This is a genomic window from Streptomyces guryensis (genome assembly GCF_021261325.1).
Taxonomy (GTDB): domain Bacteria; phylum Actinomycetota; class Actinomycetes; order Streptomycetales; family Streptomycetaceae; genus Streptomyces; species Streptomyces guryensis.
This window is the reverse complement of sequence record NZ_JAJSBI010000011.1, coordinates 1-13,451: the sequence shown is the minus strand read 5'-3', so window position 1 is coordinate 13,451 and position 13,451 is coordinate 1. Positions and strand designations below refer to the sequence as shown.

The following is a 13,451-nucleotide window of genomic DNA, read 5'->3' as shown; positions in this document are numbered from 1 at the left end:
ACTCCCGCTCGCCATCAGTCAGGTCACCACGAGTCACGTGACCGTTCTATCGCGCTCAACGGGCCGCCCTCATAGTCAGTCCGTCGGGATCCATTGGAAGTCATCAGTGGAATCACGGGCTGGAGAGAACCAGCGCAGGTACGGGTCAGCCAGGCCGAGCAACTGATCATGATGTTGATCGGCCCTGCGTAGGCTGGCTCCGACCAGGTACCTGGAGTTGCGCTGAGCGAGGGGGCCGCGCAGAGCAGGGACGTCGAGTGCGGTGGTCGCCAGCAGGCCGGGGGCCTCTGCGAAGACCCATGCCACCGGGCGTCGGTGGGCGGCTTCTCGAAGCTGGGCGACGAAGGCATTACGAGCCTGGCCGGTGAGGTAGCTGAGCAGCGAAGCGGTGAACACGACTACCGGCTCGCTGCCTGGCAGCTCGCTGAGCATTCGAGCGGTGTCCGTGGTCGCATCGCCCGTCACCACACTCGCCGCCGCAGTAGTAGCCGCGAGGTCGATCGCACCCCGCAAAGTTGCGAGTTCTTCGACCTGCTCAGGCCAGATGAACGCCTCCAGCCAGGCTCGGGCATCGGGATCGGACAAGTCGATCGGATGTTGGTCGATGCCGAGTCGCCGGGTGATCGTCGGCGGTGTCCGGAGGATGTTCGTGCCGGACGAGCCCCGGACTTCGCAGGACACCACGGCCGAGGAGGCGGCTGCGGAAGATGCTTCGCCGTCGAGGCGATAGTCGTAGCGGTCGAACAGCAGGTTGAGTCCGGCGCTGGCGCCTACTTCGACCAGGGCAACGGGACCCGGCCAATGGCGCTGGACGTGGTCGATCCCAAGGCGCAGGGCGACGCATCGGCGGATCTCGTTGGTCTGGGTGGATCGCTGCGCCAGAAGGCGAGTCAGGTCGTCGCGATGCTGGCCGCAGAAGGCGGAGAACGCCGGCACCAGCTGATCGTCGACCGCTCGGTGCCCACCGTGGATCGGGTAGTAGGCAGCCAGGTCCGAGCCTCGGCGTGAGGCGAGAAGCGAGTTCACCGCGGCGAACAGGAGGCTGGGCCGTCGCTGCTGCTCCGGGGCGTCGAGAAGAAGAGCAAGGAGGCCGTTGTCACTTGCGACGCCTTCGCTGAGGGTCTCGTACACCGCGGAGCGGCCAGCACCTTGTGTCGCACTGAAAAACCGGAACAGTAGCCTGAGCCGTTCGGCTTCGACTGCTCGCACAGGCTGCTCATCTCGGGTCTCAGCCACAGCACGCCCCCTCGCTCTGGCGCAGGACCTACTTCGCATTCGTCGGCAGGAGCGGCTCGAACATTCCCGATCGCCACTGCTCAGTCCGCCGCGCGTCACCAGAGCGTTCTACCACCCCAGAGTGCTCCGGCGCATGCGACCGAACCGCATTGATCACGACTCCAGACAGGCCCTGGGTCACCGGATGCGGGGGCTTCGGGGGCGGTTGGGTCAGCGGTGGGGCCACGCCCGGCGGATGAGGCTACGGATGGTGGTGATCGCTGCGGCGAGCGCGATGAAGAACTCGACGCAGACGCGGCGACGTTCGGTGACCGACGGAGCTTGCCGAAGTTGTTCATCCACGAGTTCGTGCGCTCTACGACCCACCGTCCGTCGGCTTGGATCGGGGTGCGTTGGCCTCGTTTGGCAATCTTCGCGGTGATGCCGCGTGTGTAGAGATCGGCGTAGACCGGCCGGTAGTCGTAGCCCGCATCCAGGCTCAGCGCTGGTTGCTCGGGCAGTGGGCCCAGCGTCTTGGCGAGGTCGGCGTAGTGGTCGAGGCGAGCCGGTGGAAGGCGTTCTGCCAGGCGTGGGTGCGTTCGACGTGCCACCGCTGGCTCGCCTGGATTGGCGCCTTCTCGCCCTTGTGCGTGATGTGGCCGTGCAAGCCCCGCGCGGCGAGTTCGGCGCGGGTCTTGTCCGAGTCGTAGCCGGCGTCCAGGTGCACGGTATGTCCTCGGGTAGCGGTCCCAGGTCCGCCAGCCGGTCCAGGGTGGGGGCCGGCAGTGGGGAGTCGTGGCGGTTCGCTCCTGCGAGGACCCCGCCGAGTGGGATCCCATAACCGTCTGTCATGCCGGAGCGTTTCGGGCCCTGTTTGCCGCGATCGACCGGTGAACGCCTGGCCGCCTCTCCGCCGCCGGGGGACTTGGTGATGGAGCCGTCGACGGCGATCTGGTCGAGCACGAGCTCGACGATCCGGTCGTAGGACTCAAGCTCGATTTGCTTGAGGCGGGCGAAGACGCCGAGCCGGATCCACTCGTCGCGGCGGTTGCGGATGGTGGTCGCCGAGCAGGTTGTGTCGGAGATCGCCCTCGGGCAAGAGCAAATGCCATGGCCTGCTCGTGATCGCGCTGACCGACGACCGGGGCCGGCTGGTATCGGTCTCCGCGGTCAGACCCGCGCGGACCTCGGCGGTCACCGCCTGCCGTCACGACAAGCTCACGCAGAAGTTGCGGGCTGCAGGGCTCGGCGCGATCGCCGACCTGGGATTCGTCGGGCTCGACGACAGTGGCCCGGACGCCGACCTGGCGGTGATCACCGGCTGCAAGGCCGCCCGGAACCGGCCCCTCATCATGGCCAGAAGCTGTCCAACAAGGCACTGGCCGCGGTGCGCGCCCCGGTCGAGCACGGTTTCGCGCACCAGAGGAACTGGCGCGTCCTGGGCAACGTACGCACCGACCCGAAATGCGCGACCGCGCTGGTACGGGCCCTGCTGGTCCTGACGAACCGTGAAGTCGCCCGCTGACCGATGATCTTCGCGAGAGTCATACGCCCATGACCGGCCCGAGCACACCGACGCCTGTGCACCCCAGACCCATGACCTGCAACTTCACGATGCGCACGGCTCACTCGGCATCCGAGAGATCACCACGTGCCACCCTCGACAACTACCAGGCCCAGCCGCCCGCCACCGGCAAACCCCAAAACCAATGTGCTCGACCACATCCACGGGCGTCCGTTGCTCCTGGATGCGTTCGGTCGTCCTGCGCCACCTGATCGTCCGCGGCAGTAGCTGCCCGCAGGCGTACGGATGACGGGCCGTTCCGTCCGGTGCCCCGTACGCGGAGAGGGGGCGCCGAACGGAACTACGCCGTCCGGGAGGTGGGCACCGCTCAGGAGGTGAGCAGCGCGAGGTTCACCGTGTTGGCCATGGCCTGCATGCCCGCGCTGTTGGGGTGCAGATGGTCGCCGCCGTCGTAGGCGGGGAGCAGCTGCGCCGGGTTGGCCGGGTCCCGGAGCGCCGCGTCGAAGTCGATGACCGCGTCGAAGGCGCCGCTGGTGCGGATCCAGTCGTTGACCTGGGCACGGATGGCGGCCTTGGCGGTGGTCTCCGTGGAGTTCGGCAGGATGGTCCCGCCGAGGATCCGGACACCGGCCGTGTGTGCCTGGTTGATCATGGTCTGGTAGCCGGCGATGATCTGGTCGGCGGTGACGGTGGTGGTGTTGATGTCGTTGATGCCCTCCAGCAGGATGACGTCCTTCACGCCCGGCTGGGTCAGGACGTCGTGGGAGAACCGGGTGACGGCCGCGATGCCCTGCTGCGCGGACGGGCTGTCGGTGACCACCCGGTTGCCGCCGATGCCCGCATCGGCCACGCCGAGGCGCTGGCCGCCGGACTCGGCCTGCAGACGCCGGGCGAGGTAGTCGGGCCAGCGCTGGTTGGCGTTGTCGGTGGCGAGGGAGCCGTCGGTGATGGAGTCGCCGATGGCCACGACGGTTCCCTTGGCCGTGGGTGACACGACGTCGAGTCCGGCGACGTAGAACCAGTGGTTCGTGGTGGAGGTGAAGTTCGTCGCGGCCTCCTCGGCGGCGTGGTTGCCGGTGCCCGCGGCGGACAGGTAGGAGGTCTGGTGGGCGTCGTAGTGGTAGGTGGAGGCGCCGGTGTTGCCCGGGAGGTAGACGCTCACCAGCAGGTTCTGCTCCGCGGCGACCGGCATCGGTATGACGTCGCTGGTCAGTTCCTGCCCGGCGGGGATGGTCGGCGTGGCCGACCGGCCGAAGGTGACGGTGTGCGTGGTGCCCGCGACCGCGGTGGCGCCGCTGGACTGGACGGCCACCGTGACGGCCCCGACCGGGAGGGCGGTCGTGCTGCGCAGATTGGACAGCCGGATGCGCAGCCCCGCGCCGGAGGTGTTGTTGTGGACGACCATCCGGATGGTCTGCGCGTTGAAGCTCTGGCCGCCGCTGGCCATGGCCGGGCCCCAACTCGCCGAGCGCGGGCGCTCGGTCAGGCTCCACTGCTGGTTGGTCGTGTTCTTGCAGGTCCACTGGATGATCGCGTGGTCCTCCGCGGTGGAGCCGTCGGAGACGTCCAGGCACAGGCCGCTGTGGGCGGAGACTATCGCCGAACCGCTGACAGTCCAGCTCTGGTTGCCGGCGCCGGTGCAGGGCCACTGGATGATCGCGGCTCCCGGAGCCGAGGAGCCGCTCTGGACGTCCATGCACTTGCCGCTGTTGATGTTGACCAGTGAGAAGGTGCCGTCGCTGTGGTCGACCGCCTCCCACAGCTGGCCGGGGCCGCCGGAGGCGGTCTTCTGCACGACCGCCGCTGCGTTGGCCAGGGAGTCCGACAGCACGGCGGCGTTCTTGCCGCTGTTGGCCGCCGTCAGCGCGTAGACGTGGCCGCCCTGCGGCGCGCCCGCGGCCGAGGCGTCTGCCGCCGGGATGAGCGCGAGTCCGGCGGCGGCCAGGCAGGTGGCGGATGCCGTGGCCGTGAGTCTGGCGGAGAGTCTTCGGGAGGTGTGCATGTGCGGCGCTTCTTTCTGCGTGGGGACGCGCGGTTCTTCCGCGTGGGGACGTGCGCGTCTTGTTCGTGGAGACGTGCGGGTCGAGGGGGCTGGGGCGCTCAGGAGGCGACGCTCCGGAGCGTGAACTGCTGGTTGAGCCGGCTTCCACAGGGCTACTGGACCAGCGCGGCCCCGTCGGCGGAGGCCGAGTTGGCGACCCAGGAGCCGGCGAGGTGGACGGTCGCGCCGGTCATGTCGCCGAGTGCGGGAAGCCGTTGCAGGTGAGCGTGCCGGTGGGGACGTCGCTGGACGGAGGCGTGGCGCAGGTGGCGCCGTGCCGGAGCGGGTGGATGCACGACTGCCGCTGTCGGGCGCCACCTGGATGACGGCCAGGGCAACGGCGGTTGCCCACCTGTGCGCGGACGGCGTGAGAGCGGCGTCGATGTACGGCAGCTTGGGTGCGGTGGGAGCGGCGTGAACCCCCTAAGTGAGGCGGCCGGCACATGCGTTACGGCGCGCTGGGCAGCAGGTCTTCCGTTCGATACAGGGCCCCGGACGCAACGGTGAAGCCCGCTGTGGGTGACCGCCATGCCGACGAGCGCCCCTTCGGCGGGTGATCGGCTCTGACAAGGTCTTCTCCTGGCAGTTCGCAGGACAGCACACGCTGCCATGGAAGGCCTTAAACACAGCGTGTGTTCAGCGGAGTAACATCGGATGTATTAACGAGCATCAGTCGGTGGTCTGTCTAGGGTCTCGACGGAAATTGCCAGAACCCCGAGATCGCAGCTGACAGACGCGTTCGAGTTCCGGGCTAAGTGACGTGATTCATAGGATGTGTTTGGCTTGACAGGTCGAGCGGAGAGGCGACTGGGCTCGGATGCCGGCCCCCGCCGTGCCACCGAGATCCCGCGCCCTCGATGGCTGCACTGGCCGTCGGCCTCGGTGCCTCGACGTTCACTTCTGTCGCCTGGCGGCACGGCTGGAGGCGGTTGCGCTCCCGCTTCGCCGCAGTGCGCGAGTGGTCCCGTGGCAAGGCCGTCGAACGTCCGGCACGGCCTGGGACTCCACCTCCCCGGGCCGCTCTTCGCGCGGCTTGGCCCACGTCCTGGGGCAGGGCGCGGCTCGGGCGATGTGCCGGCAGCGCGGGCGGGGTCACCCCGCGACGACCGCCATCCGGTCGCTGAACTCGCCTGCTGTGGCCAGGACTTTCTGGGCGATCTCCCGTTCTGCCTCCGGAGAGACCCGGGAGGGGAGGGCAGCAACGCTCACGCGCTCGACCCGCTCGTTCCTCTTGCTGTGGGCGTGATCTGAACGTACGCTCCCACGGGCGCAAGACGTCCGATGAATCCACTTGCGTTGCACGGTATCCCCTGTGGCTCCACGCCGACACCCCAAATGCCTGGACCTCAGTCATCGGAGCTATCTGCTAGGGCCTCCTGAAGGAACGTCAAGTGATGCTGTTCCTTCGAGGCATGTTGACCGACCGAGCGCTCCCCAAGTCGGGTCGTGCTTCACAAGGAAGTGATCACGTACATGTCCGGTAACCGAAGAGCGGCAGCACTGGGCGCCTGCCTCAGCATCGCGCTGACCGCAGCGCTGTCCCTCTCGTCCCCCGCCCCTTCCGCCGAAGCTGCAACGGCGACGACCGCCTGGCAGGCAGGGGCGTTCCAGGTCGACGCCCCGAACCTGGTCCGCCGCTCGGACGTGGTACTGGGCAGACCCAACACGGCCCAGTCGCAGTTCATGCCGCTCGGCAACGGAACGCTGGGCGCTGCGGTCTGGGCGGCGGGTGGTTTCACCGCCCAGCTCAACCGCTCCGACACCTTTCCGCAGCGCAAGTCGCCGGGCTGGCTGACCATACCGGGGCTGGCCGCGCTCACCAGCGCTCCCGACTTCTCCGCCCGCCTGGACCTCTACGACGGGACGCTGATCGAGTCCGGGGGCGGCATGACCGCCACCATCTACACCCGCGCGGACAAGAACGAACTGGTCGTCGATGTCACCGGGGCCGATCCGGCCTCCGCGCAGACCGCGCAGCTGGCCCTGTGGTCGGGCCGCTCCCCACAGGCGCTGGCCTCCGGCAAGATCGCCACCCTCGGTGAGACCTGGGTGGACAACACCCAGAGCGGGGCGACCGGGGCGACCTTCGGCTCCCTCGGCGCGATCACCGCCAACGGGCAGGTCGTGAGCGCGAGCGTCGTCGACTCCAAGACCGTCAAGGTCTCTTTCACGCCCAACGCCGACGGCAGCTTCCGGGTCGTCGCCGCCGCCCCGCACTGGACCGGCGGGGACGCCCAGGCCGCCGCCACGACCCTGCTCGGCAGCGACGCGACCACCGCCTCCTCCACTCTGAAGGCGCCCCACCTGTCCTGGTGGCACTCCTTCTGGGGCCGGGTCGGTCTGATCAAGCTCTCGTCCTCCGACGGCAGCGCCGATTACATGGAGAACCTGCGCGTCCTCGACCTGTACGGCGCCGCCGCGGAGAGCCGCGACACCTACCCCGGCTCCCAGGCCGGAATCGCCGACCTGTTCTCCCCCTACCAGGACAGCCACAGGTGGGACCCGGGCGCCTGGTGGCACTGGAACACCCGCATGCAGGTCCAGGCAAACCTCTCCGCCGGTGCCTTCGACCTCAACACCCCCTACTTCCGCCTCTACCGCGACAACCTGAGCAACATCCAGGCCTGGACCAAGGCCCACATGGGCAACCGTGCCGGCATCTGCGTCCCGGAGACGATGCGCTTCAACGGCGTCGGCTACGAGAACGGAAGCAACTACGTCGCGCTGAACTGTGACTCCGGGGCCAGCCCCACCTGGAACGCCCGCACCATCAGCACCGGCGCCGAGGTCGGCCTGTGGGTCTGGCAGCAGTACAAGATGACCGGCGACCAGTCCTTCCTGTCCGCCAACTACCCGCTGATGGCAGAGGCTGCCCGCTTCCTGCTGGCCTACTCCACCACCGGCGCCGACGGCTTCCTGCACACCTTCCCCTCCAACGCGCACGAGACGCAGTGGGACGTCCACGACCCCACCACCGACATCGCCGCCATGCAGGCCCTGTTCCCGGTGACCGTCCAGGCGGCACAGACCCTCGGGCAGGACGCCGACCTCGTCACCCAGTTGAACGCCGCGATCCCCAAGATCCGCCCGTTCGCCCGCACCGACGCCTCGACGCAGTCGCAGCTGCTCACCCCATCCGACGACGCCGCAGGCAACGACGTCATCGCGCCCTCCTACGACCCGTCCGCCACCAAGCACAACAGCGAGAACATCGGCCTGGAGCCGGTGTGGCCCTACAACCTGATCGGCGATTCGGGCAGCATGTCCGGCTTGGCCAAGCGCACCTTCACCAACCGCCCGCAAAAGATGGTCAACGACTGGAGCAACGACCCGATCCAGGCCGCCCGCCTCGGAATGGGCAGCGAGGTCGCCAACACCCTCATCGGGCTCACCAAGAAGTACCAGACACTCCCCTCGGGCCTGGCGACCTTCGTGGGCAGCGAGCCGTACGGCGAGCAGCAGGGCGTGGTCGCGGCAGCGCTGAGCGAGGCGCTGGTGCAGGACTACGACGGGCTGGTACGCATCGCCCCCGCCCTGCCCTCGGGCTGGGGCGCCGACGGAACGGTGTTCATCCAGGGCGGCAGCAAGGTCTCCGTCCAGGTCCGCGGCGGAACGGTGACCACCGTCGGCATCAACGCCGGCTCCACCGGCACCATCAACGTCCGCAACCCCTGGCCCGGCCAGCAGGTCCAGGTCGTCGACGGCAACGACGAGAGCACCGTCGTGGTCGCCTCGACCACCGCCTCCCAGATCGCCGTCCCCGCCGTGAACGGCCGCTCGTACCTCGTCCAGCAGGTCTCCGACCCCGTCGGCGGACGCGCGGTGACCCCGGTGACGGGCACCCCCGCCACCCAGTCCCGCACTCTCGGCTCGGTGTCGATCGGCCTGACCGGCACCGGCAGCCTGGTCAGCGCCGCGTCCAACCGCTGCATGGACGACCCGTCCGGCAGCAACACCAACGGCACCCAGATCGACATCTGGGACTGCGGTGGGGGTACGAACCAGAAGTGGACACCCACATCCAGTAAGACCCTGACCGTCCTGGGCAAGTGCCTGGACGCCAGCGGCGCCGGAACCACACCCGGCACCAAGGTGATCATCTACACCTGCAGCGGTGCCGACAACCAGCAATGGACCTTCAAGGCTGACGGCAGCATCCAGGGCGTGCAGTCCGGCCTGTGCCTGGACGTCACCGCGGGCGCCACCGCCAACGGCACCAAGCTCCAGCTCTGGACCTGCACCGGGGCCGCCAACCAGCGCTGGAGCAAGGTCTGACCATCGCGGGGCCGGGGACTCTCCCCCGGCCCCGGCAAGTGGTCACGGAGAGCCCCGACGACGCGATCCCGCACGCTCGTAGTGCCGACCACGGGGGGCCGGACATCGCCGAGGTTCACCGAACGCGCCGCCGAGTACCGCGCGGAGGCTGCCAGGACGACGCCGCCGATGACCAGTCCCAGCACGTCGACGGCCAGTCCCCGCTTGCGCCTTGACGTCTTCTTGTTTCGCGTCCAGTCCCGTCGTGGTCTTCGGGACACCTGCGGCCGGGGTCGCCGACAGACTGGGAAGCGCCGTGCTGCCGCACGTACGCGGCACCGCCGCCCGTTACGCACTCGCCGAACCCTGGGAAGGCACCGAGATCAGTCTCTGCCCCATCGACCGCAACCCGGTCAGTCTCGGCGCGGCGACCCGTCGTGGTCAGCACCCGGACGGTCACCTCGGCCGCCACGCTGAACGTGGCGATGGCTCCCGCGGGCGGCCAGGCGATCATCCTCAAATCGAGCTGACGCGAGGGACGCGGGTTCAGTCGGCGATGGTGAAGTACTCCCGGGCGCCGCGGCTCGCGCCGTCGTCTCCGGCCGGGCGACCAGCGCGCCGACCGGCCGCCGATCCCACGCACGCGCCGCTCACGACGGCACTGCGAACGCGCCCCACCAACGCCCGGTCCTGATTTGCTTCGGTCAAGCCGCCACCTGGTGAGCGGGACGGGTGACTCGCGTGGGACAGCCGCGGGCCGGGAACCCAATCCCACCGAAACCCTTGACGGCAATCGTCGACAGCTCCACACTCTGCAACGCGAAACAACGTTACCGAACGAGTGCAAACAAATAGTCCCACGCGCCGACGAAGGCTCAGCGTGAGTGACGGCCCCCCCTGGAGATCCCGGGGTCCTCTGTACCGCACTCGTACCCAGTGGCGTCTCCGCCGCTGTCCGTAGGCACGCCAAGCCTTCCGCGGCCTCGGACCGTTCGTACCTGTTCCAAATTGCTGAACCAGCACCCTTGGAGGCGACATGAACCTCAGATCCCCGATCCGCCGAAGACTCTCAAGACGGACATCACTCCTGGCCGCCTTGTCCCTCACCGTCGCTGCCCTGGTGAACTGGTCCGCGCCGACGGCACAGGCGGCCACCGCGACCTCGATCACCGTCGACGGCAACGGCACGGGTCGGACCTTCGACGGTGTGGGCGCGATCTCCGGTGGCGGCGGCAACACCCGGCTGCTGATCGACTATCCAGAGCCGCAGCGCAGCCAGATCCTCGACTACCTGTTCAAGCCCGGCTACGGCGCCTCGCTGCAGTCCCTCAAGATCGAAATAGGCGGCGACACCAACACCACTGACGGCGCCGAGGCCAGCCACGAGCACACACAGGGCGTGGTCGACTGCAACCAGGGCTACGAGTGGTGGCTCGCGGAGCAGGCCAAAGCCCGCAACCCGAGCATCAGACTCTACGGGCTCGCCTGGGGCTCACCCGGCTGGGTCGGCAGCGGCAGCAACACCTTCTTCACCCCCAACGCGATCAGCTACCTGACGGACTGGATGGGCTGCGCCGCCCAGCACAAACTGACCATCGACTACCTCGGTGGCTGGAACGAGCGCGGCTACAACGCGACTTGGTACGAGAACCTCAAGTCCGCCCTGGTCGCCAAGGGCTACGGTGCCACCAAGCTGGTCGCGGCCGACGACAACTGGTCGGTGGCCGACGCGATGGCCGGCGATCCGACGTTCAAGAGCGCGGTGGACATCGTGGGCGTCCACTACCCCTGCGGCTACGTCAACGGCGCGGCCATCGGTAACAAGTCCGACTTCAAGAACTGCCCGAGCACCAGCAACGCCCAGAACCTCGGCAAACCGCTGTGGGCGAGTGAGAACGGGTCAGAGGATGCCGAGGCCGGCGCGGTGGCGGTCGCAAGGGCCGTCAACCGGGACTACATCGACGGCCGTATGACGGCCTATTACAACTGGCCGCTCGTCGCCGCGCTGTATCCCAACACCTACTTCGCCTTCAACGGGCTGGCCGTCGCCAACCAGCCCTGGTCGGGCCACTACAGCATCGCCAAGACGGCCTGGGTCCTCGCACACACGTCCCAGTTCGCGCAGATCGGCTGGCAGTACCAGGACTCGGCCAGCGGTTACCTGGGCGGCGCTCAGTCCAACGGCAGTTACGTGACACTGAAGTCGCCGAACCACAGTGACTACAGCACCGTCATCGAGACGGTGGACGCCACGGCCGCGCAGACCCTGACCGTTCACGTCACGGGCGGCCTGTCCACCGGCCAGGTCCACGTCTGGGGCACCAATCTCAAGTCGCCCAACGACAGCGAACACTTCGTGCACACCACCGACGTCACCCCCTCCGGCGGCAGTTACACGCTGACACTGCAACCCGGCTACGTGTACACGGTCACCACGACGACCGGGCAGAGCAAGGGAACCGCCACCTCGCCCCCGGCGGCCCCGCTGAGCCTGCCGTACTCCAACAACTTCGAGACCCCGGCGACCACCACGTCCCCGAAGTACTTCACCGACATGAACGGCGCCTTCCAGACCGCGGCCTGCGGCGCAGGGCGCACCGGAACCTGCCTCCAGCAAACGGCGCAAACCACTCCTGTCCGCTGGACCAACGAGAACTACTACGCGCCGTACACCGTCATGGGCGACGAGTCATGGGGCAACTACACCGTCACGGCGGACACGATGCTCGCGCAGTCCGGAGCGGTGGAGTTGCTGGGCCGTATCGGCATGCAAGGTCGGAACGACAACGGCCTGCAGGCGTACCACCTGCGGGTGAGCAGCACCGGCACGTGGTCGATTCTCAAGTCTGATGTCGTCAACAGCACATGGGCGTACACCACCCTCGCCAGCGGCTCTACGACGGCACTGGGCACCAACCGGTGGCACACCGTTTCACTGACGATGCAAGGGGCGACCATCAGCGCCACGCTCGACGGCACGGCTCTGGGCAGCGTCACGGACAACAGCTACACCCACGGCCGTGCCGGACTGGGCACCGCGGACTCCACCAGTAGCGTGAACGGGGGCGGATACCAGACACAGCAGTTCGACAACTTCTCCGTCACCCCGGGGAGCAACCCGATCCCCACCCGTTCCGGCGCCGTCCGCTCCGGTATCTCCGGCAAGTGCCTCGACCTCAACACAGGCAACACCACCAACGGCACCGCGGTTCAGCTCTACGACTGCAACCAGAAGCCCGGGTCACAGAACTGGACATACAATCCCGACGGCACCCTGACCATCGGCGGAAAATGCCTGGATGTCGTCAAGCAGGGCGTGACCAACGGCACCCCCGTCGACATCTGGACCTGCAACGGCGGAGACAACCAGAAGTGGACGCAGCAGGCTGACGGCAGCCTGCGCGGCATGCAGTCCGGACGCTGCCTGGACGACCCCAACAGCAGCACCGCCAACCTCACCCAGCTGGACATCTGGGCCTGCGACGGTGGCGCCAACCAGCGGTGGACGCTGCCGTAGGCGAGCAGTGCCGGTCTCAGGGGCTGGGCCGCAGAACCGCGCGCCCAGCCCCTGAGACATGACAAACGGGAAGCTGGGTGGGTCATGAACAGGTGGCGTCCCGGACGAACGTCGAGTGCCACAGCCCCGGCGCAAACTTCCCTTCCGCCTCCCTTCCGCGTCGGGGTACGGGTCTGAGGTGCTGGAAGCCCGGGGCTTGACGAGGATCAGGGCCTCGATGCCTCCTCTCGGCGCCCAGAAGCGCACGAAACCATTGGGCCCGGTCAAGGTGCGTTATGCGGTCCGTTGACGTGCGCACTTTCCGCCCTCCGCGGGCCGATGACCGTACGGTCGTGTCCGTCCAACGACCTTGTCGGTAGCGGCCTGTGTTCGTGCGCATGTTCCGGGTGCCGACGAATGGCCGGTGCCGCGGTGCCGGCGTGTGGCAGGACAGCACCGTTGAGGGGCGCGGCCGTACCAGGTGACGTACGCAGTCGTGACGACCGTGTGGAGCCGTACGGCATGCGACCAGCGTTCCGGCTGTACCCGCCTCAAGGCACCCAGAGACGCCGAAGCCAGTGACGGGCGTTTTGGGCGTGACCTGGCTTGAGCAGCGGCGTTGCCATGGGGCCGGGCGTTGCCGGCTTTCGTTTCCCTGGCAGGTACTGACCGAAGGGTGGAGCCGAGTGTTGGGTGACCGGGGTGCTCTGGATCGGGCTGGGATTACTGATCCGGTGCTGCGGGAGGCGTACCGGCTGTGCGGCCGGTTGCTGGTGACTTTCGACGGACGTCCTCATTGAGCGACTCTGTCGGGAATCTTGAGGACGGGCGTCACTTCCCTTGGCGCCACCACAGTGGCCGGGGTAAGTCGCGTGCGTCGAGGTACTGCTGGAATGCTGTGGGAGGGCGGGGCCGGTACG

At 68.1% G+C, this 13,451-nt stretch carries 6 protein-coding genes and 1 pseudogene; 3 read left to right on the top strand and 4 right to left on the bottom strand.

What is annotated here, in order from left to right; genetic code table 11:
- Positions 1 to 75 precede the first annotated feature (75 nt).
- Positions 76 to 1,275: a DUF2332 domain-containing protein gene (locus LJ657_RS22195; protein WP_269786810.1), complete on the bottom strand. Its 1,200-nt coding sequence runs from the start codon at positions 1,273 to 1,275 to the stop codon at positions 76 to 78.
- 439 nt (positions 1,276 to 1,714) lie between these two features.
- Positions 1,715 to 2,301, bottom strand: a pseudogene (locus tag LJ657_RS22185) (transposase); the annotation flags it as partial.
- 301 nt (positions 2,302 to 2,602) lie between these two features.
- Here LJ657_RS22185 and LJ657_RS22180 point away from each other — a divergent pair.
- Positions 2,603 to 2,740 carry a hypothetical protein gene (locus LJ657_RS22180; RefSeq protein ID WP_232650498.1) on the top strand — a complete coding sequence of 46 codons (138 nt, stop codon included), beginning with the start codon at positions 2,603 to 2,605 and terminating at the stop codon, positions 2,738 to 2,740.
- Positions 2,741 to 3,107: 367 nt separating this feature from the next.
- On the opposite strand, the gene LJ657_RS22175 is transcribed toward LJ657_RS22180, so the two are convergent.
- Both LJ657_RS22175 and LJ657_RS22170 read right to left on the bottom strand, forming a co-directional pair.
- Entirely contained in the window at positions 3,108 to 4,742 is a 1,635-nt protein-coding gene (locus tag LJ657_RS22175; RefSeq protein ID WP_232650497.1) for an RICIN domain-containing protein, read from the bottom strand.
- A 152-nt stretch (positions 4,743 to 4,894) separates the two neighbouring features.
- Positions 4,895 to 5,077 (bottom strand): hypothetical protein, encoded by a 183-nt coding sequence (locus LJ657_RS22170; protein WP_232650496.1) that lies wholly within the window; start codon positions 5,075 to 5,077, stop codon positions 4,895 to 4,897.
- A 1,177-nt stretch (positions 5,078 to 6,254) separates the two neighbouring features.
- Here LJ657_RS22170 and LJ657_RS22165 point away from each other — a divergent pair.
- Entirely contained in the window at positions 6,255 to 9,056 is a 2,802-nt protein-coding gene (locus LJ657_RS22165) for an RICIN domain-containing protein (protein WP_232650495.1), read from the top strand.
- Positions 9,057 to 10,131: 1,075 nt separating this feature from the next.
- Positions 10,132 to 12,552: a ricin-type beta-trefoil lectin domain protein gene (locus LJ657_RS22155; protein ID WP_232650494.1), complete on the top strand. Its 2,421-nt coding sequence runs from the start codon at positions 10,132 to 10,134 to the stop codon at positions 12,550 to 12,552.
- The last annotated feature ends 899 nt before the right edge of the window (positions 12,553 to 13,451 follow it).